Source organism: Streptomyces sp. NPDC006261 (assembly GCF_040613515.1).
Classification (GTDB): domain Bacteria; phylum Actinomycetota; class Actinomycetes; order Streptomycetales; family Streptomycetaceae; genus Streptomyces.
The window spans coordinates 51676-73847 of the sequence record NZ_JBEXSI010000004.1 but is presented as its reverse complement, the minus strand read 5'-3'; the positions used below and the strand labels follow the sequence as shown (position 1 = coordinate 73847).

29 protein-coding genes and 1 pseudogene are annotated in these 22172 nt (G+C 70.8%); 9 read left to right on the top strand and 21 right to left on the bottom strand.

What is annotated here, in order from left to right; genetic code table 11:
* From ABZ154_RS03540 to ABZ154_RS03515, 6 genes are read left to right on the top strand one after another with little or no spacing between them, the layout of a single operon-like run.
* Complete coding sequence (locus ABZ154_RS03540) at positions 1–480, top strand: hypothetical protein (RefSeq protein WP_356828624.1); 480 nt, start codon at positions 1–3, stop codon at positions 478–480.
* A gap of 10 nt (positions 481–490) precedes the next feature.
* Positions 491–1360, top strand: a complete 870-nt coding sequence (locus ABZ154_RS03535) for an N-acetylmuramoyl-L-alanine amidase (protein ID WP_356828622.1) — start codon at positions 491–493, stop codon at positions 1358–1360.
* Positions 1361–1362: 2 nt separating this feature from the next.
* Positions 1363–1635 carry a hypothetical protein gene (locus ABZ154_RS03530; protein ID WP_356828621.1) on the top strand — a complete coding sequence of 91 codons (273 nt, stop codon included), beginning with the start codon at positions 1363–1365 and terminating at the stop codon, positions 1633–1635.
* On the top strand, positions 1635–2081 hold the full coding sequence (locus tag ABZ154_RS03525; RefSeq protein ID WP_356828619.1) for a hypothetical protein: 447 nt from the start codon (positions 1635–1637) through the stop codon (positions 2079–2081). Before ABZ154_RS03530 ends, ABZ154_RS03525 begins: the two co-directional genes overlap by 1 nt.
* Positions 2078–2410, top strand: a complete 333-nt coding sequence (locus ABZ154_RS03520) for a hypothetical protein (RefSeq protein ID WP_356828617.1) — start codon at positions 2078–2080, stop codon at positions 2408–2410. Before ABZ154_RS03525 ends, ABZ154_RS03520 begins: the two co-directional genes overlap by 4 nt.
* Positions 2411–2414: 4 nt before the next feature.
* Positions 2415–3458 carry a hypothetical protein gene (locus ABZ154_RS03515; protein WP_356828615.1) on the top strand — a complete coding sequence of 348 codons (1044 nt, stop codon included), beginning with the start codon at positions 2415–2417 and terminating at the stop codon, positions 3456–3458.
* Between the two features lie 44 nt (positions 3459–3502).
* Here ABZ154_RS03515 and ABZ154_RS03510 read toward each other — a convergent pair whose 3' ends face one another.
* A complete protein-coding gene (locus tag ABZ154_RS03510) occupies positions 3503–3745 on the bottom strand; it encodes a winged helix-turn-helix domain-containing protein (RefSeq protein WP_356828613.1) in 243 nt (80 codons plus the stop codon).
* A gap of 171 nt (positions 3746–3916) precedes the next feature.
* On the opposite strand from ABZ154_RS03510, the gene ABZ154_RS03505 reads away from it, so the two are divergent.
* The gene (locus tag ABZ154_RS03505; RefSeq protein WP_356828611.1) at positions 3917–4108 is read left to right on the top strand and encodes a hypothetical protein; all 192 of its coding nucleotides are present in this window, start codon (positions 3917–3919) and stop codon (positions 4106–4108) included.
* On the top strand, positions 4105–4266 hold the full coding sequence (locus tag ABZ154_RS03500; RefSeq protein WP_356828609.1) for a hypothetical protein: 162 nt from the start codon (positions 4105–4107) through the stop codon (positions 4264–4266). Before ABZ154_RS03505 ends, ABZ154_RS03500 begins: the two co-directional genes overlap by 4 nt.
* Before the next feature lie 17 nt (positions 4267–4283).
* On the opposite strand, the gene ABZ154_RS03495 is transcribed toward ABZ154_RS03500, so the two are convergent.
* The 16 genes and pseudogenes from ABZ154_RS03495 to ABZ154_RS03420 form a co-directional block, all read right to left on the bottom strand.
* Positions 4284–4586, bottom strand: a complete 303-nt coding sequence (locus ABZ154_RS03495; protein WP_356828607.1) for a helix-turn-helix transcriptional regulator — start codon at positions 4584–4586, stop codon at positions 4284–4286.
* Between the two features lie 173 nt (positions 4587–4759).
* A complete protein-coding gene (locus ABZ154_RS03490) occupies positions 4760–6214 on the bottom strand; it encodes a recombinase family protein (protein WP_356828605.1) in 1455 nt (484 codons plus the stop codon).
* Between the two features lie 41 nt (positions 6215–6255).
* Positions 6256–6507: pseudogene (locus tag ABZ154_RS03485) on the bottom strand (magnesium chelatase domain-containing protein); the annotation flags it as partial.
* Entirely contained in the window at positions 6507–6866 is a 360-nt protein-coding gene (locus ABZ154_RS03480; RefSeq protein WP_356828603.1) for a YraN family protein, read from the bottom strand. The pseudogene ABZ154_RS03485 and the gene ABZ154_RS03480, both read right to left, overlap by 1 nt.
* A gap of 164 nt (positions 6867–7030) precedes the next feature.
* Positions 7031–7339 carry a DUF2469 domain-containing protein gene (locus ABZ154_RS03475; protein WP_003965949.1) on the bottom strand — a complete coding sequence of 103 codons (309 nt, stop codon included), beginning with the start codon at positions 7337–7339 and terminating at the stop codon, positions 7031–7033.
* Positions 7340–7403: 64 nt separating this feature from the next.
* Positions 7404–7892 (bottom strand): NUDIX hydrolase, encoded by a 489-nt coding sequence (locus tag ABZ154_RS03470; protein ID WP_356828601.1) that lies wholly within the window; start codon positions 7890–7892, stop codon positions 7404–7406.
* The gene (lepB, locus tag ABZ154_RS03465) at positions 7889–8644 is read right to left on the bottom strand and encodes a signal peptidase I (RefSeq protein ID WP_356828600.1); all 756 of its coding nucleotides are present in this window, start codon (positions 8642–8644) and stop codon (positions 7889–7891) included. Before lepB (ABZ154_RS03465) ends, ABZ154_RS03470 begins: the two co-directional genes overlap by 4 nt.
* A 50-nt stretch (positions 8645–8694) precedes the next feature.
* Complete coding sequence (gene lepB, locus ABZ154_RS03460; protein WP_356828827.1) at positions 8695–9606, bottom strand: signal peptidase I; 912 nt, start codon at positions 9604–9606, stop codon at positions 8695–8697.
* A complete protein-coding gene (lepB, locus tag ABZ154_RS03455; protein ID WP_356828598.1) occupies positions 9509–10585 on the bottom strand; it encodes a signal peptidase I in 1077 nt (358 codons plus the stop codon). The genes lepB (ABZ154_RS03460) and lepB (ABZ154_RS03455) overlap by 98 nt, the downstream gene beginning before the upstream one ends.
* Positions 10578–11351 (bottom strand): signal peptidase I, encoded by a 774-nt coding sequence (gene lepB / locus ABZ154_RS03450; RefSeq protein ID WP_356828596.1) that lies wholly within the window; start codon positions 11349–11351, stop codon positions 10578–10580. The genes lepB (ABZ154_RS03455) and lepB (ABZ154_RS03450) overlap by 8 nt, the downstream gene beginning before the upstream one ends.
* A 71-nt stretch (positions 11352–11422) precedes the next feature.
* Positions 11423–11773, bottom strand: coding sequence for a 50S ribosomal protein L19 (gene rplS, locus ABZ154_RS03445; RefSeq protein ID WP_073882311.1), 351 nt, complete (start codon positions 11771–11773; stop codon positions 11423–11425).
* 130 nt (positions 11774–11903) lie between these two features.
* A complete protein-coding gene (gene trmD / locus ABZ154_RS03440; protein WP_356828594.1) occupies positions 11904–12725 on the bottom strand; it encodes a tRNA (guanosine(37)-N1)-methyltransferase TrmD in 822 nt (273 codons plus the stop codon).
* Positions 12725–13309, bottom strand: a complete 585-nt coding sequence (rimM, locus tag ABZ154_RS03435; protein ID WP_356828592.1) for a ribosome maturation factor RimM — start codon at positions 13307–13309, stop codon at positions 12725–12727. The genes trmD and rimM overlap by 1 nt, the downstream gene beginning before the upstream one ends.
* 117 nt (positions 13310–13426) lie before the next feature.
* Complete coding sequence (locus ABZ154_RS03430; protein ID WP_003965959.1) at positions 13427–13666, bottom strand: RNA-binding protein; 240 nt, start codon at positions 13664–13666, stop codon at positions 13427–13429.
* Positions 13667–13668: 2 nt separating this feature from the next.
* Complete coding sequence (gene rpsP / locus ABZ154_RS03425; protein WP_356828590.1) at positions 13669–14109, bottom strand: 30S ribosomal protein S16; 441 nt, start codon at positions 14107–14109, stop codon at positions 13669–13671.
* A 157-nt stretch (positions 14110–14266) separates the two neighbouring features.
* Entirely contained in the window at positions 14267–14860 is a 594-nt protein-coding gene (locus ABZ154_RS03420) for a hypothetical protein (RefSeq protein ID WP_018509633.1), read from the bottom strand.
* A gap of 451 nt (positions 14861–15311) precedes the next feature.
* Here ABZ154_RS03420 and ABZ154_RS03415 point away from each other — a divergent pair, with 451 nt between their 5' ends.
* Complete coding sequence (locus ABZ154_RS03415; RefSeq protein ID WP_356828588.1) at positions 15312–16169, top strand: methyltransferase domain-containing protein; 858 nt, start codon at positions 15312–15314, stop codon at positions 16167–16169.
* An 80-nt stretch (positions 16170–16249) separates the two neighbouring features.
* Here ABZ154_RS03415 and ffh read toward each other — a convergent pair whose 3' ends face one another.
* The 4 genes from ffh to ABZ154_RS03395 form a co-directional block, all read right to left on the bottom strand.
* Positions 16250–17803, bottom strand: coding sequence for a signal recognition particle protein (ffh, locus tag ABZ154_RS03410; protein WP_356828586.1), 1554 nt, complete (start codon positions 17801–17803; stop codon positions 16250–16252).
* A 131-nt stretch (positions 17804–17934) separates the two neighbouring features.
* Positions 17935–20397 carry a [protein-PII] uridylyltransferase gene (locus ABZ154_RS03405; protein ID WP_356828584.1) on the bottom strand — a complete coding sequence of 821 codons (2463 nt, stop codon included), beginning with the start codon at positions 20395–20397 and terminating at the stop codon, positions 17935–17937.
* A 31-nt stretch (positions 20398–20428) separates the two neighbouring features.
* Positions 20429–20767 (bottom strand): P-II family nitrogen regulator, encoded by a 339-nt coding sequence (locus ABZ154_RS03400; protein WP_003965965.1) that lies wholly within the window; start codon positions 20765–20767, stop codon positions 20429–20431.
* Positions 20764–22116, bottom strand: a complete 1353-nt coding sequence (locus tag ABZ154_RS03395) for an ammonium transporter (RefSeq protein ID WP_356828582.1) — start codon at positions 22114–22116, stop codon at positions 20764–20766. Before ABZ154_RS03395 ends, ABZ154_RS03400 begins: the two co-directional genes overlap by 4 nt.
* Positions 22117–22172 lie beyond the last annotated feature (56 nt).

Sequence of the window (22172 nt, the reverse complement as noted above, 5' to 3'; positions counted from 1 at the left end):
ATGGCCCAACGAGTCCCGTCCACGGACCTGCTGTCCCGCCTCGCGGCGCTGGAGGAGCAGGTGGCGACGCTGCGCCGTACTGGCTGGGAGCGCGACGAGCTCCCGCTCTGGCCGACGAGCTACACGGCGATGGCGTTCAACGACGGCACGGTCTTCAGCACGTTGTGGGAGGGCGTGATGTCGCCGCGGACCGCGTCCCTGTCGTTGGGGTTGACGTTCGTCGGCGACCAGGTGACGGGCACGAACACCGGTGGGGCGTGGCAGGTGCTGTTGGGCGGGGCGGTGGTGTGGTCGGGGACGGTCCTGCCGACGTACACGGTGCAGTACGCCAACACGGTGCTGGATCTCCTGCCGTACCGGGGCCAGTCGGAACTGCTGGTGGAGATCCAGACGCGGCGGACGTCGGGGGCGTCGACCGGTGGCCGCAATGGAAACGGCGGGTCCATCGGGCTCAGCCCTCGCTTCGCTCGACTCCTCTGAAAGGAACCTCATGGCCTGGTACCCGCGCGCTACGAAGATGGAGCTGCAACCCGAGTCCGACTCGCAGGCGGCGATCCGGCCGACGCAGCTCATCATGCACTCGATCGTCGCGAACTGGACGGCGCGCAGGACGTACGAGTTCTGGCGCGACAGCACGAACCTCGAGTCCCACTTCGGGGTCGGGTACGGGGCGCGCGACATCGCCCAGTACATCGGCACCGAGACCCGGGCCGACGCGAACGCCGGGGCGAACAGGCGGGCCGACGGCACCGGGGCGATCTCCGTGGAGACAGCTTCCAACTCGACGGCCACCGACCCGTGGAACGCGTCGCAGCTCGAGGAACTCATCGTGCTCGGGGTGTGGGCGCACCAGCGCCACGGAATCCCCCTGCGGATCTGCCGTACCCACTCCGACCCAGGGTTCGGCTACCACTCGATGTACTCGCAGTGGTCGACGTCGGGCACGGCGTGCCCTGGCCCGGCCCGTATCCGGCAGTTCCGCGAGGTGGTGTTCCCGGCGATCGTTGCCCGCGCCACCAACAAGCCCAGCCCGAAACCGATCGAGGAGGACCCCATGGCGGGGATCACGAAGCAGGACATCTTCAACGCGGTGTGGAAGACCGACGCGATAGCTGGTCCGACCGACGCCGCCGACCACAAGACCAACCCCACGTGGCAGGCACAGAGCATCCTGAAGGACGTGCAGGTTCGCGTGCGTCGGATGGACGCCACGGTGAAGGCGCAGTCTGCGGCGATCACCGCGCTGGCCGGGCAGGTCGGCAAGAACACCGACACCGCCACCGTTGTCGCCGCCGTACAGAAGGCCATCGCAGACGCCGTCATCAAGGTCGACGTCGACATCAACAGCAAGGAGTCCTGACCATGAGCGAGACCCCGTTCCCCCTCCCGTCGACCGAGACGGTCGTGAAGACGGCGACGACGTACGCCCGCGACCTCGCCGAGCGGACCCTGGCGACGGCCGTCGTCGCCGCCGGTGCGGTAGCTGTAGCGGCCGGCCCGGCGGACATGTTCTCCGCCAGCTTCTGGGAGACGATGGCGGCGGCCGGGATAGCCGCGGCCGGGACGCTGCTGAAGGGCATGGCGGCACGGGCGTTCGGCGCGAAGAACTCCGCGTCGCTGGCCAAGGGCGTCTGATGCGGGCCGCGGTGGTCAGGCGGCTCCGCGCCCGGCTGGGCCGCCGCGGCCCCTTCCTCGCGTTCATGGGCGTCGGCAAGATGTGCTGGGGCGCCGGGCTCATCGTCCAGCCGCCGAACTCCGCCGGCCTGCAACTCCTCACCAGCATCGCCCCGCTGCACTGCTGGGCATGGGTGTGGATCCTTGCCGGTGCGGTGACGTTCGCCAGCGCTTGGCTGCGGTTCGGGCAGGATCGGTGGGGGTTCCTCGCCGCTTCGGTGCCCCCCGCGTTGTGGGCGTTCGTCTACGGATGGGCCGCCGTGCTGGGTGAGTATCCGCGCGGCGTCTTCGTTTTCCTGTGGTACATCACGTCGCACTGCGGCGTGATCTGGTGCGCGTCGCGCGTCCCTCCCGGTGGCGGCCGCACGCGCCCGGCCGTGGGGGCTGTAGAGGGGAGCCCGGGTTGAACAACGCCTGGCTGACCATAGTCGGAACCTGCCTGACGGTGACCGGTGTCATCGTCACGGGGTGGCTGACGTATCGAGGGAGTCGGACGGCGGCCGCGATCCAGGCGGCCCCCGCGGCGAAGGCCGGGGACCTCTCGGTGTTGCAAGCCACGGTCGAACGGGTCGACCAGGAGAACGGGAAGCTACGCGACCGGCAGTCCCGGCTGGAGTCGTTGCTGCGGGCGTGCACCTGGACGATGGACCGGTGGGCGGGCCAGATGCACCGGGCGGGGATCGAGCCGGAGCCGCCCCATCCCCTGGTCGACGAGTACAACCGAACTGGAGTGTGACGACATGCCGTTCCCCGCGGGAGTTGAAACGGTCGTCCTGACCGGGCACCAGCATCTGGCCGATGGCGACGGCAGCCCGCTGCCGGTACGGGTCCGGCCGACGCCGCGACGCGTCGTCTCCCCGGTCCATGGCGTCGTCGTCGATGACGGGTGGGTCGTCGTCGACCTGGACGACGCAGGTCAGTGGAGTGTCGAGCTGCTGGCGACGGACGCGGAGGGGTGCACGCCGACGGGGTGGACGTACCGGCTGGAGACGGGCGGCGACGCCCAGCACATCATGCTCCCGGCCGCGCTCAGCATGGTGGACGTGGCGGATCTGCTGCCCGCTGGGGAGGACGGCGGTACGTACGTCCTCGTACCGGGGCCGCCGGGTCCTGCTGGCCCGGCGGGTGCTGACTCGACGGTGCCCGGCCCGCCTGGGGCAACGGGTGCTACGGGGCCCGCCGGTCCGGAGGGTGACACCGGGGCGACCGGAGCGACGGGCCCGGCAGGGGCCACGGGCGCAACAGGCGCCACCGGGCCAGCGGGTCCGAAGGGAGACACGGGCGCCACCGGGGCGCAGGGTCCGCAGGGCCCCGCCGGGGTGCCGCCAACGGGCGACGTTGTCGGCGTGACCCGCACCGTGGACAAGCCGGTCGACGAGCAGGTGGTGAACAGCACCACTCTTCAGGACGACGATCACCTCACCATCTCCGTCACGGCGGGGGGCCGGTACGTGATCGACGCGTGCCTCATTGCGTCTGGGGACCCCGCCGCAGACCTGGCCCTCACCCTGGCCGCCCCACCCGGATCCACCGGTCACTGGACCCCCGGCGCAATCACCCTTGGCGTGTCCGACGGCACCGGCAGCGTCAGGCTCACCCGGTTCGACCTCGGGGCGCCCGCGTCCGTCGGCGTCACCGCCGCCGGGCTCATCGTTGCGCCGCTCGGCTCTATCACTGCCGGGGCGGACGGGAGCGTCACGTTGCAGTGGACGCAGAACGCGCCGACCGGGACGGCAACGGTGCTGCGCGCCGGGTCGTGGCTGCGGCTGACCCGAGTGGCCTAAGTGCGGCGGCTCCCTCTGCCCTTGCGGCGGTGGGGGGCCTTTCCTCATGCCCCAGGCTCGGGCAGCCGGGTGACGAACGTGCCGATACCCGGCTCCATGTACGCCAGGCCGGCCGTGCGCAGCTCGCGCAGCACCCGGCGTGCGGTCACCGGGCTGACCCCGGTCTCAGCCTGGAGATCCAGCGCCGACGGCAGCCGCGTACCCGGCGGGTAGACGCCGCTGTCGATGCGCTCCTCCAGCAGGGCGTACACCTGCCGCCACCTGGGGATCTCTGGTTGCCAGTCCATACCTCGGACGCTAGGCGCGCAGGGGTGGCTAGGCGAGACAGGTGAGATCAGATGGCCTATCGCACCTATCGGACCTATCGCGCCGGGTCTATGGTGGTGCCCAGACAAGAAGAGCCCCCGCGGCCTGGCAGGGCCCGGGGCTTGGACGACCGCTTCGAAGGAGCGACCGCCATGGCAGAGCGTACCGGGCCCGTCGACACCCAGGACAGTGACGCGGATGACCCCGTGCAGGACACCTACTCCGCGTTCATCAAGCACATCCAGCAGTGCCCCCCGTGCCGCAAGGACGGGGCGGACTGCGACACCGCGGCCGGGCTGCGGCAGGCCTGGCGGAAGGCCAAGGACGCGGCGGTGGCCGCATGATGTGTGACCGCTGCGACAAGCCGATCCCGCGCGGGCAGGAGGAGCGGGTCCCGATGCACAGCGCGTCGGGCGTCGGCGCGACCCTGATCCTGCACCGCGACGGATGCCGCCGCTCCCCTGCGCACCCGGTGTCGTATCCGGAGCGGCGCGGTCTCTGATCTCCCGCCCGCTCTGGTCACGGCGAGGTCGGGGCGGGCGGGTCTGACGGCAGCCCCTGCTGCTCGCGCCGCAGCGGGGGCTGCTCTTCGCGTACGAGGTCGGCGAGCGGTACGCCGATCGCGTCGGCGATGCGCAGCAGGTTATCGAGCATGGGACTGGTGCGCCCGTGCTCGATGTCCTGGTAGGCGGACCGGTCCATGCCGGTACGGGTAACGATGTCCTGCTGGGAGAGATCCGCGTGCAGCCGGGCCTCTCGTATCCGCTGGCCGATCCGTTGCCTGCGCACCAGGTAGCGGGGGTCTGGGGGGATACGTGCCACGCACCCACGCTCGCCCCTCATGATCGCTTTGCATGCAGGATAAAACCTGCTTTGCTAGATCAAGGAAACCCGGGGTAACAGCAGAACACCCCCACCAAGACGGCCGTCTCCGCGTTGCCCGCCAGGCTGCGGAGAATGGCCGGCGGCGCCCCCGCCTCACCGCGGGGGCGCCGTCATTTCCACTCAATGCGCAGAGAGTCCGGGTCCCAGTACCCGCCGCCCGGCTGCCGCCCCTTCCTTGCAGGCAGGATCGTCACCGTCATCACGTAGGCCAGCACCGCACGCCGCCGGGACAGGTCCATCCCTGCCCAGACCGCGTCTATGTCGGCGGCCCCGACTAGGGCGGCAGCCGGGTTCACCGTCACCGCGCGGGACAAAACTTTTTCAGCAGCCTCAAGGCGGTTGCGCGCCGACACGGTGGCCACCTTGTACGACCGAAGGTCCAGGTCCCCGGAGCCGAGCGCACTGGCCAGCTCATCCAGAGTGGCGCGCGCCTCCCGCATGTCCTGCTGCGCGCCAAGGACATCAATCGGGTCCTCCTCGCGGGCGGCGAGCCACTCTGCCGCGTCGAGCCGAGAGAGCCGGTCCAGCAGGGCGATCTGCACGATGTCGTCAACCTGCTCGCGCTGTCGGGACATGTGCTTGCGGGCCCGGCAGGTGTACGCGCCCCAGTAGCGGGTCTCCGATCCAGGGTTGCGCGAGTTCGATGTGCACGCCCGCATCGTGGTCCCGTCGGCGCACCGCCCGCACAGATAGAGGCCGCTGCCGAGGTACTTGCGCTCGTTGCCGGGGGAGAGCCGCCGCGCCGGGTCAGTGAGGATTGCGCAGACGCTGCGCCAGGTCGGCTCATCCAACGGTGCTGGCCACAGTCCGGGGCCTACCTCTTCTCGTCGGTGGGTAACGATGCCCGCGTTGCGGGACCGCAGAAGCATGCTGCGGACCTCGGGTCCCTCCCATTGGCTCCCGGTGCTGGTGAGGATCTCGCGGGCCACCCACCCTGCCGCGAGGGAGCGCAGCGACGCACCCGCGAGTACTGATCGGGCAGCCTCCCGGATGCATTCGAACTCGAACTCGATGGGCGTCATCCCGTCGGCTTCCCAGCCGAACGGGCGGCGCCCACCGAAGTGCTGACCCTTCGCGGCCATCTCGTCGCGCTTCCGGCGCTGCCGCTCAACCATGCGCTCGACCTCGTACCGGGCCTGCACACCGAGTTGCCGGGCGATCATGCGTCCGGTGGCGGTGGTGAGGTCCAGGTGCCCGGCCTTGACGGTGCGCGTCTCGATCCGGAGTGGCTCGCAGACGTCGATGTACTCCTCCAGCTCAGCCGGGGAGCGGTGTAGCCGGTCGGTATGCCACGCCAGGACGGTGCCTGCGTGCCCCTCTCGCAGGTCCTGAATCATCTTCCGGTATCCGGGGCGGGGCTTGCCGCTGTAGGCGCTCAGGTCGTTGTCCTCGTACACCTCGACGACATCGAGGCCGAGTTGCTCGGCAAGCTGCTCGCAGTCCTCGCGTTGGCGGGCGACTCCGAGGCCGGCGCCTTCCCGGTCACTGCTGATGCGGCTGTAGATGACGGCGCGCCGATCGGTTCCGGCTGCGGCGTCGATGGCGGCACGGAGGTTGGGGCTCATGGCCGTAGCCTGCCACTTTAGAAAGGTTCTTTGCAGAGTTTCGCTAGGTCGAAACCGGATCCGCTCTTGGGGACCGAGGCCGGGGAGAGCCCGACCGTGAGCTTCTTCTGCGGCCACTCCGCCCCGGAATTGACCACTGCGGCCCGCACCCGGTCCCGGCTCTCGATCAGGCTCTTGTCCGGCAGCCCGACCAGCGTGAAGGCCGCCACCCCCGGCTCGAGATCCGCCTGGACCTCCACCACCACGCCCTCGACGCCGACCAGCGCCACGGAACACGCCCGGGCGTACCCCATCAGGACACCCCCCGGGCGTGCTCGGTGACGGGTGCGCCGCGCCGGGGCACGATCACCCCGATCAGGTCGATCCGGACCCCGCCGGCCGGCGGACCGCCGTGCCGCTCCAGCCAGATCTCGGCGAGCCGTCGCAGCCGGTCCGCCTTGACCGGGGTGACCGCGGCCATGGGATGTTCGAACCCCTGGGACCTGCGGGTCTTCACCTCGCAGAAGACGAGTGCGTCGCCGTCCCTGGCGACGATGTCGACCTCTCCGGCGCGACAGCGCCAGTTGCGCTCGATCACGGCCATTCCGGCGTCGGTCAGCAGCCGTGCCGCCAGATCCTCGCCGTACCGCCCGAGTGCTCCCCGTGCGTTCATCTCGGCACCACCTCCGGCACCGACTCTGACCCGGCCGGCCGGAAGTTGTGGATCTTGGTGGATAACCTTCCCTATGTGGAAAACCCGGTCACCCAAACGGGTGACCGGGTCCGTACCGCATCTCGCACGAGTCGGCGGCCCCGTAACCTGCGGACCGCGCGGGGTCAGCCTCCCGGAAGTTCCAGATCACTCTTGTTGAGCTCTTCGATATTGACGTCCTTGAAGGTCAGCACGCGGACCTGCTTGACGAACCTCGCGGGCCGGTACATGTCCCAGACCCAGGCGTCCGCCATGGACACCTCGAAGAAAACCTCACCCTGGACGGAGTGCACCTGCATCTCGTAGTCGTTGGTGAGGTAGAAGCGCCGTTCGGTCTCGATCACATATTTGAACAGACCGACGACATCGCGGTACTCCCGGTAGAGCTTCAGCTCCATCTCGGTCTCGTACTTCTCGAGGTCCTCGGCGCTCATGGCATGTTTCCCCTTCAGCCGTGCGTCCCCCTATTGTGCGTCAGCCTCCGGCGCCCCTGGACGATCAGGCGATCTCGGCGGCGAGGACCAACGGAACACGCGGGGGACCCTCGTCGAGGAGCGTGCGCAGCAGCTCGGCGAGTCTGGTCGGGTACACCGTCTCACGCGTCGCGAGGAGTTCGGCGGAGCTCCACCACCTCAGACCGGCGACGCTGCGCAATTCGAGCTCGGTGAGGCCCTGGGGGTCGGTGGCGGTCTGTGCCGTACGGGCCAGGAAGTACCACTCGTCCTGGTTCCAACGCCGCCCGTCGAACGGGAAGGAGCAGATCCGCTTCCAGAGCACCGGGCCCAGCTCGATGTCGGTGATCCCGGTCTCCTCGGCCAGCTCGCGGCGGGCCGCCTCCTCATGGGTCTCGTCGCCCTCCAGGCCGCCGCCGGGCGTGAACCACCAGTCGTTCTCGGGGTCGCCCGGCTCATGGCCGTGGAGCAGGAGGATGCGGTCGTCGGGGTCCAGAAGCACCACCCGGGCCACCCTGCGCGCAGCTCCGGTCACCGGGTGGTCCCGGCGCTCCGCCCGCGGCGGGCGGAGCGGGCGGCGACGGGTCCGTACGCCGCTCCTCCCAGGATGAGGACCACGCCGACCAGCACCGCCCCCGCCTGGAACGGGAGCGGGCCGTCGGCGGAGACCCCGCCGGGCAGCGCGGCGAACGACTCGGGGCGGCCGATCATGCCGTTCATCGGCCAGGCCACCGCGTCGACCCGGGCCTGGACGGCGCTCAGGGGTACGGAGCCCTGCCCTGCTTCCTCCAGATGGACCCGGGAGTCCAGGGAGGTGGACCGCTCGTCGCCGAGGAGGAAGATCTGGCCCTCGGGCACCTTGGCCGAGAAGTTCTGCGGCGAGGCGGGCGCCCGCGTCCCCGCGGCGGCCGGGCCGCGATTGATGTACGGCTCCTCGACGGGGGTCCCGCCGACGGTGAGCCGTCCGTCCTTGTCGCAGCAGGCGACCGTGTCCCCGCCGATGCCGACCACGCGCTTCACCATCGGGGTGTCGCCCCAGACGCTGTCGGTGAAGACCACCACGTCACCGCGCCGGACATCGGCGCCGGTTATCCGCTCCGCGAGCACCCGGTCGCCGGCGTTCACCGTGGGGGACATGGAGTCGGTGGGGACGGCGTACGGCTTGTACACCACGGCCGCCCAGAGGAACCCTCCGAGGAAGAGCACACAGCCGACGGCCACGGCCAGACCCGACACCATGGTGCCGGTCCTGCCGCGGCCGTCATCGTTGCTCTGCGTACCGCTCATCCCAGCGCTCCCCCATCGGAGATCGACAATCGCTGATCCGAGTCGGCACCCTACCCGGCGGTACGCCCGGCGGTCAGCCTCCTGCGCCGCCACAACACGAGGGGCAGCGCTCCGGCTACCCCGAGTGCGGCCGGGGCCAGCGCGGCGGCCGCGTTCAGCCCGGGCTGGTCGAACGTGCTGGGGATCGGCAGGGTCGCCCAGCGGCCCACGGGCCAGGCGACGACGATCGCGCGGCCGACGACCTCGTCGTTGGAGACGGTGCCCTGGCCGGGGAGCTCCTGGTGGTAGCGGGAGTCCAGGGAGTTCTGCCGGTGGTCGCCCATGACGAAGATCCGGCCCTCCTCGACCTTGATCGGGCCGAAGGGCTTGTCGTTGCACGGGGTGTTCCCCGGGAAGATGAACGACTTCTCGTCGAGCGCCTTGCCGTTGACCGTGACCGGACCGTTCTCCTTGCACTCGACGGTATCGCCGCCGACCGCGATGACCCGCTTGATCAGGTCCTTCTCCTCGGCGGAGGGCATCAGACCGATGAAGCTGAGGAACTTCTGCGCCACGTTGGGCTCCGGTGTGGCGGCATCCTCCAGCCAGCCGCCCGGATCGTGGAAGACCACGACCTCGCCGCGCTCCGGCTCGGAGCCGAACCAGGGGGTGAGCTTGTCGACCAGCACCCGGTCGCCCCGCTGCAGGGTGTTCTGCATCGAGTCCGAGGGAATCGAGAACGCCTGGATCAGGAAGGTCTTGATCAACAACGCCAGGATCAGGGCGATCCCGACGAGCAGCGGCAGCTCCATCCAGAAGGAGCGCTGCCTTCGGGCGGGCCTGCCGCCGCCCGGAGTGCCATCGTCGTCGCCCGGTGTACCGCCGTCACCGCCCGGCGGTACCGCCGCGCCGCCCTCGGGAGACTCGTCGCGCTCCGGCCGGTCCTCGGGTTCGTCGTGTCCGGATCGTGCGCCGACCGCCAAATCCCCCACATCCACTCCTCAGTACGTGCCACTGCCCGCGCCCGGTCCGGTGCAGGCCCACCACTCCCATAACGAGCGGGAGTTCCGCAGGGGTCGGGAGCCGGACCATTCCGTCCCGATCCGGAGTGGCAACCCTATGCGACGACCCCGGAACCGCCGCCTCCGCTCCACTCGCCCGTGCCACCGCGGCGAAGGCCTCGCGCTCCTCCAGGGTGGTCCAGTTGGAGAAGGGCCAGGCGATCACGACGGCCCGCCCCACCACCTCCTTCTCGGAGACCGTGCCCTTGTCGGGCTCGTCGAGGTGGAAACGGGAGTCGGCCGAGTTGGACCGGTGGTCGCCCATCATGAAGAGGCGTCCCGCCGGAACCTCCACCTCGAACTGCACGGTCGAGGGCCGGTCGTCCGGGTGCAGGTAGGGCTCGGTCAGCGGTACGCCGTTGACGGTGACGCGGCCGTCGGTGCCGCAGCACTTCACGGTGTCGCCGCCGACGGCCACCACCCGCTTGATCAGGTCCTGCTCGTCGTCGGAGGGCAGCAGCCCGATGAACTTCAGCGCCTCGGTGGCCTGCTTGACGCCGACCGGCGGGTCCTCCTTCCCGTCGGCGTTCTCCTGCTGGAGCCAGCCGCCGGGGTCCTTGAAGACGACGACGTCCCCGCGCTGCGGTTTCGACCCGAACAACGGGGTCAGCTTGTCCACCAGGACGCGGTCGCCGATCTTGATGGTCTGCTCCATCGAACCGGACGGAATCACGAACGCCTGGACGAGGAAGGTCTTCAGGACGAGCGCGATCAGCAGTGCCATCACGATGAGGACCGGTATCTCCCTCACCGCGGATCTGCGCCGCTTGCGTCTGACCTTCTTGGCGAGCCTGCGGCGCTCGGCCCGGGTCGGCAGCGAGCGGGGCCCGGTGGGCCGGCTCCCGGTGGGCAGCGGGACATCGGGGGCCGGGGCGCCGCGCGGGCGCCCTCGGTTACCCATGCGCCCTGCCGGGCGCCCGTACGCCGTCGAAGGCGCCGGTCCCCTCCAGGCCGCCGATCCGGGCGGGCGGCCAGCCCAGCCAGTCCACCCGGCCGATCACCCGCGCGACGGGGACCATCCCGCCCCCGGGCGATCCGAGGTGGTCGCGGGAGTCGCTGGAGCGGCTGCGGTGGTCGCCCATCACCCAGAGCGTGCCCGGCGGGACGACGATGTCGAACGGGGCCTCGGAGGCGGTGTCGCCGGAGTGGAGGTACGTCTCGTCCGCCGGCACCCCGTTCACCTGGAGCCTCCCCCGCGCGTCGCAGCAGACGACCCGGTCGCCTCCCACGCCCACCACACGCTTCACGAAGTCGGTGTCGGGTGGTTCGGCCACGCCCAGGGAGGCCGCCGCCCCGCGCGCCAGCGCGGCCAGCGGGTTCGCGTCCAGGTCCTCCCGTACGAAGGAGCCCGTTCCGTCGAAGACCACCACATCGCCGCGCCGGGGCTCGGCGCCGGACCGGTACGCCAGCTTGTTGACCAGCACCCTGTCGCCGACCCGCAGGGTGGGTTCCATGGAGCCGCTGGGGATCAGGAAGGGCTGGACCACGAGGGCGCTGAACAGAAGCATCACGGCCGTGCCCGCCACCCCCGCGACGAGGATGCGCCGCCGCCAGGACCGTACGGCCGCGACAGCGCCCCGGACGCGCGAGAAGCGCGACCCCTCCTCGGACCCGGCACGGGGTTCCGAGGAGCGGTCGCGCTCCGAGTGCTCTGCTTGGGTGTCCATCGCGGGCGAATCCTATCCGGCCGCCCTGTGGACGCCAGAGGGTGCCTTGCCGGTCACCCGCTGGAGGCAGATCAGTTGTCGCGCTTCTCCTTGATCTTCGCGGCCTTGCCGCGGAGCTCACGGAGGAAGTACAGCTTGGCGCGACGGACGTCACCGCGGCTGACGAGCTCGATCTTCTCGAAGATCGGGCTGTGCACGGGGAAGGTGCGCTCGACGCCGACGCTGAAGGAGACCTTGCGGACCGTGAAGGTCTCGCTGACGCCCGAGCCCTGACGGCGGATGACGATGCCCTTGAACTGCTGGATACGGGAGCGGTTGCCCTCGATCACTCGCACGTGGACGTTGACGGTGTCACCGGGGCGGAACGCCGGGACGTCCGAACGGAGGGTGGCGGCGTTGACGCCATCGAGCAGGGAAGTCATGAGTTCTGCTTTCTTCGCCGATGCCACAGGTCATCGACGGGATATCGAGAGGAGTGAAGGAGTGCTGATCGCGTCGGGCGGGCGTCTTTCCCCCTGTGGCAGGGGCGCACACCGGACGTACAGCAGCGGCCTATTCTTCCACGGCCGGGGGCCTGCGCCAAAATCGGCCGCCGGGCTCCGGCGCGAAGCCGAGGATGGAGAGGATCTCGCGGTCCTTCTTGTCGAAGGCGCCCGCCTCGCACCGCTCGATCAGATCGGGCCGGTTGAGGGCGGTCCGGGCGAACGCCTGGTCGCGCCGCCAGCGCGCGATCTTCCCGTGGTGGCCGCTGAGCAGGACATCCGGGATCCCCCGGCCGCGCCACTCGGGCGGCTTGGTGTAGACGGGCCCCTCCAGAAGGTCGGCCATGGCGCCGGGAGCGAAGGAGTCGTCGCGGTGGGACTCGGCGTTGCCGAGGACGCCGGGCAGCAGCCGGGCCACGGCCTCCGTGATCACGAGGACGGCGGCCTCACCGCCGGCCAGCACGTAGTCGCCGATGGAGACCTCGACGACCGGGAGCCGGGTGGCGTACTCGTCGACCACACGGCGGTCGATGCCCTCGTACCGCGCCGGGGTGAAGACCAGCCAGGGCTCGGCGGAGAGCTCCACGGCCAGTTCCTGGGTGAACGGGCGGCCGCTGGGCGTGGGCACGACGAGGACCGGGGCGTGCGCGCCTGACTCGTACCCGTCGGCCAGCGCCTGGTCCAGCGCGTCACCCCAGGGCTCGGTCTTCATGACCATGCCGGGGCCGCCCCCGTAGGGCGTGTCGTCAACCGTGTTGTGCCGGTCGTACGTCCACTCCCGCAGGTCGTGGACGTGGACGTCGAGCACCCCGCGGGCGCGGGCCTTGCCGACCAGGGAGACGTTCAGCGGCTCCAGGTACTCGGGGAAGATCGTGACGACGTCGAGCCGCATCAGGCGTCGCCCTTCGGCGCCTCGTCGTCCTCGGAGGCCTGCTCCTCGTCGCGGGAGGAGACCACCACGGCCTCGCTCTCGTCGATCAGGCCCGGCGGCGGAGTGATGACCGCACGCTGCTCCTCCAGGTCGATCTCGGTGACGATCTCCTCCACGAAGGGGATCATCACCTCGCTGCCGTCGGGGCGTTCCACGATGAAGAGGTCCTGCGAGGGCAGGTGGGAGACCTCGGCGATCCGGCCGATCTCCGTGCCGTCGGCGAGCACGACGTCCAGGTCGACGAGCTGGTGGTCGTAGAACTCCTCGGGGTCCTCCGGGAGCTCCTCCGGGTCCACCTCGGCGATCAGCAGGGTGTTGCGCAGGGCCTCGGCGCCCGTGCGGTCGCGCACGCCCTCGAAGCGCAGCAGCAGCCTGCCGCTGTGCACCCGTCCCGACTCGATCGTGAGCGGGCCGGTGGCCGCCGGGTCGGTGGCCAGGACGGCACCGGGGCCCAGCCGCAGCTCCGGCTCGTCCGTTCGTACCTCGACGGTGACCTCGCCCTTGATGCCATGGGCGCGGCCGATCCGCGCAACTACCAACTGCACGCTGTTCTCCGATTGATGGGGTGGAGGCCTGGGAAGCCGGCCGGTCGCGGTGGCCTACGACAAAGGCCGGGGACGGCCCGAAGGCCTTCCCCGGCCCTGGCCGGTGTTCAACTGCGGTCAGCGGACCTGGTCCACATCGACGAGGTCGACACGGATCCCACGACCGCCGATAGCGCCCACGACGGTCCGCAGAGCGCGAGCGGTGCGACCGTTACGGCCGATCACCTTGCCGAGGTCGTCGGGGTGGACCCGGACCTCCAGCACGCGCCCGCGGCGCAGGGTGCGCTCGGCAACCTGCACGTCGTCGGGGTTGTCGACGATGCCCTTCACGAGGTGCTCGAGAGCCTCCTCGAGCATGCTCAGGCCTCGGTCGACTCGGTGGACGCGGCAGCGTCAGCCGAGTCGTCCGCCTTCTTGTCGGCCTTCTTGGCCTTGGGGGTGATGGCCTCACCCTTGGCCTCGTCGCCGTCCGAGGACAGCGCCTCGAACAGCGCGCGCTTGTCAGCCTTGGGCTCCGGCTGCAGGAGCGGCGCGGGGGCCGGAAGGCCCTTGTGGGCCTGCCAGTCACCGGTGAGCTTCAGGATCGCGAGGACCGGCTCGGTCGGCTGGGCGCCGACGGACAGCCAGTACTGCGCGCGCTCTGCGTTGACCTCGATGCGCGAGGGGTTCTGCACCGGGTGGTACAGACCGATCTCCTCGATGGCCCGGCCATCACGGCGGGTACGGGAGTCGGCGACGACGATGCGGTAGTGAGGCGAACGGATCTTGCCCAGACGCTTCAGCTTGATCTTGACTGCCACGGAAGTGGTGTCTCCTGGTCTATGACGTGGTTGGGCACAACTAGATGCCACGTGGGGTTGCGGTACTCGGAGTGCCCGATGGACGCGTCAGCCGGAGGAGAGAGGGGTCCTGTGCGACTGTCGAGTACAGCTAGCCATTGTGCCACACCACTTCGGCTCACCCCACCGCGACCGCCGCTTCCGGGATCTGGAACGGCTTGCCGCAGCCACCGCAGACGATCGGGGCCTGGGCCAGGACCGAGGGGACGACGCGGACGTTGCGTCCGCAGTCGCAGACGGCCTTGACCCGCACCCCGCCCCCGGAGGAGCCGTGCCGGGCGGCAGGGCCCCGGAAGGAGCGCTTGGTGTCGGCGGCGGTGGCGACCGTGTGCGCCTTGAGGGCGCGCTGCAGCCGTTCGGTGGTCGGGCGGTACCGGCGCTTGGCCTCCGGATTCAGCGTGACCAGGGAGAATCCGCTGCTGGGATGGGGTTCCTCGGCATGGTCGAGGCCCAGCTCCTCGGCGATCGCGAGGAAGCGTCGGTTGTGGTAGCGGCCGGCACGGGAAGTGTCACGGACTCCTCTCGCGGCAGCGATGCCGTGGACTGCCTCGTGGAGCAGTCGCTCGAAGGAGAGCTCGGCGCCACAGGCGGACGAGGACTCTCCGATCAGGGACTCGGGCGCGGCTAGATCGGGCAGCTCGGGGTGGTACCGCTGAATGTCGGCCCACGCCTGTGCCAGCTCTGCGGCAAGTACAGGTGGTGTCGTGCTCACGTCGTGACAACGAGTCCGAGTGCCCCGGTGTTCCTATTCCGGGGCATCCCAAATAATTTGCACGTACCAGTCAGTTGCCCGTGATGTGCCCTGGATGCGTCCGGAGGCGGGCGGGTGCGCCGAACTGCGGAGAAGTCGCACAGCTCGCCCCAAGGTGGTGCACAGCGTGCGGTACTTCCGGCGCACGCCATGTGCGGTGCGCCGGCGCCCGGTGCCACTTACGGGTCTGCCGGAAAGGCTACCCGGCGGGCCACTCGACGTGCCCGCTGCCCGGTGTCGGGTAAGACTGGTTCGGAGAGGCGCACGACCGGGGTACGCAAAACAGTGCCCCACAACCCCTGGACGGAACGGCGGAAGCGCAGTTCTCTGGCATACGGGGGGTGCGGACATACGCACACGGGGGCCGACCACTCGGGCAAGATCGACCTCTTGGCGGATTGGGGCGCTTTCCATGACACCAACGCTCGTCCGGAACCACCGGGACGCGGAGCACTCCGCGCCGGCGGACGCCGGTACCCGTGCCCGCGACTGGGCCGAGATCCAGGAACGCATGCTGGCACCGCTCTACGAGGCGGTGTACGACCGGCTCGAAGTCGGACCCGCCACCCGGATGCTGTCGCTCGGCTGTGGCTCCGGGCTCGCCATGCTCGTCGCGGCGGCCCGGGGGGCGCAGGTGACGGGCGTGGACTCCGACCGCGAGCGCCTGGCGCTCGCGCGTGAGCGGCTGCTGCCCGACGAGGGCGCGGAAGGTACGCCCGCGCACCGGGCCCGGCTGCACGACGACGGGCTCCCGGCGGGCGCCGGCGCGGACGGGGCACCGTACAGCCTGATCACCGTCTTCGAGCCGATCGGCTGTGCGGCCGGTGACTCCGAGGGGCTGGTTCCGGCGCTGGAGTCGGCGCTGCAGCTGGCCGCCCGGGGCGCGACCGTGGTGCTGACCGGCTGGGGCCCGCCGGAGCGGTGCGCCACGGCGCCGGTACTGCGGGTCGCGGCCCGGCTGACGGAGTCCGCGCGTCCGCCGCATCCTGGCGGGTGGCGGCCGACGCTCCGGGACGACCTGGAGGACGTGGCCGCGCGGGCGGGTCTGAAGCCGGACGGTTCGGGGCGGGTCTCCTGCCCCTTCGGGTACGCGGATCCGGACAGCGCGGTGCGCGGGCTGCTGTCGACGGGACTCTTCGACGCCGCCGTACGCGCCACCGACCGCTCCCAGGTGGAGAAGGAGGTCGCGGAGGCGCTGCATCCCTACCGGCGGGCGGACGGCACGGTGTGGATGCCGAACGTCTTCCGCTATCTGGTGTGCACTACGTGAGCTGAAAGAAGCCGCTCCGAACGCGCGTAAGGGGCGCCCTCTCTCAAGGGCGCCCCTTACGCGTGTCCTGCTGTCGCCGGTCAGCCCATGAACTTCTTGAACTCGTCCGGCAGCTCGAAGTTCTTGTCCTCCTGCGCGGGCAGCCCGAACGCGCCACCCTGGGCGGCCGCCTGCTCGCGGCGCTCCGCGGCAGCGGCCTCCTCGGCCTTGCGCTTCATCGGGTTGCCGCTCTTGCGCTTGCCCTTGGCCTGCTTGATCTGCTTCTTCTGGCGGCCGGGGCCACCGCCCATGCCGGGCATACCCGGCATCCCGGGCATACCGCCACCCTGGGCCATCTTCGACATCATCTTGCGTGCCTCGAAGAAGCGCTCCACCAGGCTCTTGACCGCGGAGACCTCGACGCCCGACCCCTTGGCGATCCGGGCCCGGCGCGAGCCGTTGATGATCGTCGGCTCGTTGCGCTCCTTGGGGGTCATCGACTTGATGATCGCTGCGGTGCGGTCGATGTCACGCTCGTCGATGTTGTTGATCTGGTCCTTGATCTGCCCCATGCCGGGCAGCATCCCGAGCAGCTTGGAGATGGAGCCCATCTTGCGGACCTGCTCCATCTGGGCCAGGAAGTCGTCAAGGGTGAAGTCCTTGCCGCCCTTGCTCGACTGGAGCTTCGAGGCCATTTTGGCGGCCTCTTCCTGGCTGAACGTCTTCTCCGCCTGCTCGATCAGGGTGAGCAGGTCACCCATGTCGAGGATGCGGGAGGCCATCCGGTCCGGGTGGAACGCGTCGAAGTCCTCCAGCTTCTCGCCGTTCGACGCGAACATGACCTGCTTGCCCGTGACATGGGCGATCGAGAGGGCCGCACCACCGCGGGCGTCACCGTCGAGCTTGGAGAGGACCACGCCGTCGAAGCCGACACCGTCGCGGAACGCCTCCGCGGTGTTGACCGCGTCCTGACCGATCATCGCGTCGACGACGAAGAGGATCTCGTCGGGGCTGACGGCGTCGCGGATGTCCGCGGCCTGCCGCATCAGCTCCTGGTCGATACCGAGGCGGCCGGCGGTGTCGACGATCACGATGTCGTGGACCTTGGCCTTGGCGAACTCGATGGAGTCCTTGGCGACCTGGACCGGGTCGCCGACGCCGTTGCCCGGCTCGGGGGCGTACACCGCGACGCCGGCGCGCTCGGCGACGACGCTCAGCTGGTTGACGGCGTTGGGGCGCTGGAGGTCGCAGGCGACGAGCAGCGGGGAGTGGCCCTGGCCCTTGAGCCAGAGGCCGAGCTTTCCGGCCAGCGTCGTCTTACCGGCACCCTGGAGACCGGCGAGCATGATCACGGTGGGCGGGTTCTTGGCGAACCGCAGCCGCCGGGTCTCGCCGCCGAGGATGGAGACGAGCTCCTCGTTGACGATCTTGACGACCTGCTGGGCGGGGTTCAGCGCCTGGGAGACCTCGGAGCCGCGCGCGCGCTCCTTCACGTTGGCGATGAAGGCCCGGACCACGGGCAGGGCGACGTCGGCTTCCAGCAGGGCGATACGGATCTCGCGTGCCGTGGCGTCGATGTCCGCCTCGGACAAGCGGCCCTTGCCCCGGAGGTTCTTGAAAGTCGCGCTAAGGCGGTCGGAGAGAGTATCGAACACGGCGCTCGTCGGTCCTCAGGGTCGGGGGCGGGGCAGGTCAGTCGCCCTCCAGGGTATCCGTCCCCCGGAGAACGCCAAGCCCTCGCCCGGATCCGGTGCCGGGCGAGGGCTGTGCAGAAGCGCCCTACGCGTCAGCCGAGGGCCTTCTCGACCTCCCGGGCGACCTCGGCGGCCCGGATCTCCGGCAGCGGTTCGCCGTCGGTCCCGGTGACGTAGAAGGCGTCCACCGCGTTGGCGCCGAGGGTGGAGACATGGGCGCTGCGCACCCGTACCGCGCAGCCCTCCAGGGCGTTGCCGATCCGGTGCAGCAGCCCCGGGGCGTCCTGGGACCGGACCTCGATGACGGTGGCCCGGCGGGAGCCGGCCGCCGCCACGGTGACCCGGGGCGGCGGGGCCTGCACACCCCTGCGGCGCGGGTAGGCGGCCTCCCGCTCCGCGAGCCGGGCCCGGATGTCCAGGGAGCCGTCCAGGGCCCGTACGAGGTCGGCGCGGAGCCTGGCGGCCTGTGGGAGGGACCCGTACTCGGCCGCCACCCGCCAGCTGAGCAGCAGCAGGTCCGCCCTCTCCCCCACCTCGTTGGGGAGCTCCACCGCGCGGAGGTCGGCGGCGCGCACGGTGAGGCGGTGCAGGGCGAGGACCCCGGCGGCGGCCGGCAGGACGCCGGGGCGGTCGGGCAGGGCGATGAGCAGCTCGACGCCGACCGGTTCCACCTCCCCGTCCCCGGCGGGCTCCTCGGGGTGGGAATGCAGGGTGAGGGCGGGTTCGCCGGTGCGCAGGGCCTCGATCGCGAGGCGTTCGTGCTCGGCGCTGGGCGCGGCCTCCGCCGGCTCCTCGGGGGCCTCCCCCGCGAGGACGGCGGCGACGCGCTTGACGAGGTCGGTGACGAGGGAGGCCCGCCAGGTGGACCAGGCGGCGGGGCCGGTGGCGAGCGCGTCGGCCTCGGTGAGGGCGTGCAGCAGCTCCAGGGTGGAGGCGGTGGAGACGGCCTCGGCGACCGACCGCACGGTGGCGGGGTCGTCCAGGTCGCGCCGGGTGGCGGTGTCGACGAGCAGCAGATGGTGGCGTACGAGGGTGGCGATGACGCCCACGTCGTGCTTGTCGAAGCCGATCCGGGTGGCCATGTCGCGGGCGATGACCTCGCCGGCCACCGAGTGGTCGCCGGGCCAGCCCTTGCCGATGTCGTGGAGGAGGGCGGCGACCAGGAGGAGGTCGGGGCGGTGGACGCGGCGGGTGAGGGAGGCGGCGCGGACGGCGGTCTCCACCAGGTGCCGGTCGACGGTCCAGGTGTGGACGGGGTTGCGCTGGGGGCGGCAGTGGACGCGTTCCCAGTCGGGCAGCAGCCGGGTGATGATCCCTTCCGCTTCGAGCGCCTCCCAGACGCCGACCGTGGGCTCCCCCGCGCCGAGCAGCGTGACCAGCTCCTCGCGGGCGGCGGGCGGCCACGGGACCGGCAGCGGCCGGACCGTGGTGGCGAGGTGACGTACGAGGTGGCGGGAGAGCGGCAGTCCGGCCTCGGCGGCGGCCGCGGCGGCGCGCAGGGTGAGGACGGGATCGCGGTCGGGGCGGGCGGCGCGGGCGAGGACCACTTCGCCGTCGGCCTCCACCACGCCGTCGGCGAGCGGGGCGCGGTCGGGGGCGGGTTTGGCGGACACGCGGCCGCCGCCGAGCATGGCGCGGAGCCTTGGGCGGACCGAGCGGGCGCGCAGCACCCGGTTGACCTCGCGCCAGGTGACGTCGGTGGCGTACGAGACCGTCCGTGCGGCCTCGTACACCTGGCGCAGCAGCGCGTCCGCGTCCATGAGGCCGAGCGCGCCCGCGACCTGGTCCTGCTCCTGGAGGGCGAGGCGGTCGGTGGCGCGGCCCGTGGTGAGGTGGAGGGCGTCGCGGGCGTCCAGGAGGACACGGCGGGCCTCGGTGAGCCCTTCGCGGGGCGCGTCGGCGACCCAGGAGGCGGCCACCGCGCGCAGGGCGGTGGCGTCGCGGAGGCCGCCGCGGGCCTCCTTGAGGTCGGGTTCCAGGAGGAACTGGAGCTCGCCCATCCGCTCCGCGCGCTCCTGACAGAGCTCATGGAGGGCGGGGAGGCGCTTGGGGGCCTGGTTGCGCCAGTCGGCGAGGATCGCGGTGCGCAGGGAGGCGACCAGGCCGAGGTCGCCGGCGACCGGCCGGGCGTCCAGCAGGCCGAGCTGGACCTTGAGGTCATCGCCCGCCGTCTTCCGGGCCTCGCCGGGGGTGCGCACGGAGTGGTCCAGGGCCAGGCCCAGGTCCCAGACCGGGTACCAGATGGCGTCCGCGAGGGCGGAGATCGCCGCCGCGTCGGCGCTGCCGTCGTGCAGGAGCAGCAGGTCGAGGTCGCTGCGGGGGGAGAGTTCGCCGCGGCCGTAGCCGCCGACGGCGACGAGGGCGGCGCCGCGGACCCCGGCGTGTGTCGCCGCCGACGTGAACAGGCCGGTGAGCCAGTCGTCGGTGAGGCGGGCGAGGGCCGCACGGCGCGGCGGCCCGGACCGCGCCTCCTGCTGGAGGAGGCGCAGCCGGGCCGCCGCGTAGCCGCTGGGTCCCGAGTCTTCGCTTTCGGTGATCGCTTCGGTGCTCGTCACCCAGGTGCCTTCCGTTCGGTGGGGCCGTCGGTCAGAGGGCGTCCGGGCCGCGTTCGCCGGTCCGCACGCGGACGGCGGTCTCGACCGGGACGCTCCAGACCTTCCCGTCACCGATCTTGCCGGTACGGGCGGCCTTGACGACGACCTCGATGAGCTGTTCGGCGTCCTCGTCCTCGACGAGGACCTCGATGCGGATCTTGGGGACCAGGTCGACGGTGTACTCGGCGCCCCGGTAGACCTCGGTGTGGCCGCGCTGACGCCCGTAACCGCTGGCCTCGGTGACGGTGAGCCCCTGGACGCCGAAGGCCTGGAGGGCTTCCTTGATCTCGTCCAGCCGGTGGGGCTTCACGACCGCGGTGATGAGCTTCATGCGTCCACCTTCTTTGCCTTCGGTGCTGCCGTCGGGTCCGTCGCGGGGGCGGTGGTGCGGGAGACCGTGCCGCCGCCGGCGCCGCTGAAGTCGTATGCGGTCTCGGCGTGCTCGACCTGGTCGATGCCGGAGATCTCGTCGTCCTCGGAGACCCGCATCCCGATGGTCTTGTGGAGCACCAGGGCGATGAGGCCGGAGACGACCAGAGAGTACGCGAGGACCGCGACGACTCCGACGACCTGCTTGCCGAGCTGGTCGACACCGCCGCCGTAGAAGAGGCCCTTCGCGTCGGACTGGACGCCGCCGGTGGCGAAGAAGCCGACCAGGACGGAGCCGATGATGCCGCCGACGAGGTGGACGCCGACGACGTCCAGGGAGTCGTCGTAACCGAACTTGTACTTCAGGCCGACGGCCATGGCGCACAGGACACCGGCGATGGCACCGACCGCGATGGCACCGAGCGGGCTGACCGAGCCACCCGCGGGGGTGATGGCGACCAGGCCGGAGACAGCGCCGGAGGCGGCGCCGAGGGTGGTGAAGGAGCCGTGGCGCAGCTTCTCGTAGACGAGCCAGCCGAGGACGGCCGCGGCGGTGGCGACCTGGGTGTTCAGGAACATGACGGCGCCGACGCCGTCGTCGTTGCCGAGCCAGGATCCGGCGTTGAAGCCGAACCAGCCGAACCACAGGAGGGCCGCGCCGAGCATGACGAGCGGCAGGCTGTGCGGCCGCATCGGGTCCTTCTTGAAGCCGATGCGCTTGCCGATGACGAAGATGACGCCGAGGGCCGCGGCACCGGCGTTGATGTGGACGGCCGTACCGCCGGCGAAGTCGATGACGCCCATCTCGAAGAGCCAGCCGCCCGAGCCCCAGACCCAGTGGGCCACGGGGAAGTAGACGATGGTGACCCACAGGACGATGAACAGCGCCCACGCGGTGAACTTCACGCGGTCGGCGAGGGCACCGCTGATCAGGGCCGGGGTGAGGACGGCGAACATCAGCTGGAAGGCGGCGAAGACGTACACCGGGATGGTGGTGCCGTCCCAGAGCTCGTTGACTCCGATGTCACCGAGGCCCACGTAGTCGGAGCTCCAGCCGACGACCGAGCCGACGTCGGAGCCGAAGGCGAGGCTGAATCCGTAGAGCACCCACAGGATCGTGACGATCCCGAGGCTGATGAAGCTCATCATCAGCATGTTGAGGGTGCTCTTGACGCGGACCATGCCTCCGTAGAAAAAGGCCAGGCCGGGGGTCATGAGCATCACCAGGGCCGAGCAGATGAGCATGAACCCGGTGTTGGCGGCAGACAGCTCGGGGGCGTCTGCGGCAAGCGTCGTGATGCCTGGGGGCATCGGCGTCTCCTCGTCGTCGGAGCGGCCGCGGCGTGCGGGGGAAAGCTGCGGGACCA

Coding starts and splice junctions, on each gene's coding strand:
- ABZ154_RS03540 (WP_356828624.1), top strand. CDS start 1: ATGGCCCAACGAGTCCCGTCCACGGACCTGCTGTCCCGCCTCGCGGCG.
- ABZ154_RS03535 (WP_356828622.1), top strand. CDS start 491: ATGGCCTGGTACCCGCGCGCTACGAAGATGGAGCTGCAACCCGAGTCC.
- ABZ154_RS03530 (WP_356828621.1), top strand. CDS start 1,363: ATGAGCGAGACCCCGTTCCCCCTCCCGTCGACCGAGACGGTCGTGAAG.
- ABZ154_RS03525 (WP_356828619.1), top strand. CDS start 1,635: ATGCGGGCCGCGGTGGTCAGGCGGCTCCGCGCCCGGCTGGGCCGCCGC.
- ABZ154_RS03515 (WP_356828615.1), top strand. CDS start 2,415: ATGCCGTTCCCCGCGGGAGTTGAAACGGTCGTCCTGACCGGGCACCAG.
- ABZ154_RS03510 (WP_356828613.1), bottom strand. CDS start 3,745: ATGGACTGGCAACCAGAGATCCCCAGGTGGCGGCAGGTGTACGCCCTG.
- ABZ154_RS03505 (WP_356828611.1), top strand. CDS start 3,917: ATGGCAGAGCGTACCGGGCCCGTCGACACCCAGGACAGTGACGCGGAT.
- ABZ154_RS03500 (WP_356828609.1), top strand. CDS start 4,105: ATGATGTGTGACCGCTGCGACAAGCCGATCCCGCGCGGGCAGGAGGAG.
- ABZ154_RS03490 (WP_356828605.1), bottom strand. CDS start 6,214: ATGAGCCCCAACCTCCGTGCCGCCATCGACGCCGCAGCCGGAACCGAT.
- ABZ154_RS03480 (WP_356828603.1), bottom strand. CDS start 6,866: ATGAACGCACGGGGAGCACTCGGGCGGTACGGCGAGGATCTGGCGGCA.
- ABZ154_RS03475 (WP_003965949.1), bottom strand. CDS start 7,339: ATGAGCGCCGAGGACCTCGAGAAGTACGAGACCGAGATGGAGCTGAAG.
- lepB (WP_356828600.1), bottom strand. CDS start 8,644: ATGAGCGGTACGCAGAGCAACGATGACGGCCGCGGCAGGACCGGCACC.
- lepB (WP_356828598.1), bottom strand. CDS start 10,585: ATGGGTAACCGAGGGCGCCCGCGCGGCGCCCCGGCCCCCGATGTCCCG.
- lepB (WP_356828596.1), bottom strand. CDS start 11,351: ATGGACACCCAAGCAGAGCACTCGGAGCGCGACCGCTCCTCGGAACCC.
- rplS (WP_073882311.1), bottom strand. CDS start 11,773: ATGACTTCCCTGCTCGATGGCGTCAACGCCGCCACCCTCCGTTCGGAC.
- trmD (WP_356828594.1), bottom strand. CDS start 12,725: ATGCGGCTCGACGTCGTCACGATCTTCCCCGAGTACCTGGAGCCGCTG.
- ABZ154_RS03430 (WP_003965959.1), bottom strand. CDS start 13,666: ATGCTCGAGGAGGCTCTCGAGCACCTCGTGAAGGGCATCGTCGACAAC.
- ABZ154_RS03415 (WP_356828588.1), top strand. CDS start 15,312: ATGACACCAACGCTCGTCCGGAACCACCGGGACGCGGAGCACTCCGCG.
- ABZ154_RS03400 (WP_003965965.1), bottom strand. CDS start 20,767: ATGAAGCTCATCACCGCGGTCGTGAAGCCCCACCGGCTGGACGAGATC.
- ABZ154_RS03395 (WP_356828582.1), bottom strand. CDS start 22,116: ATGCCCCCAGGCATCACGACGCTTGCCGCAGACGCCCCCGAGCTGTCT.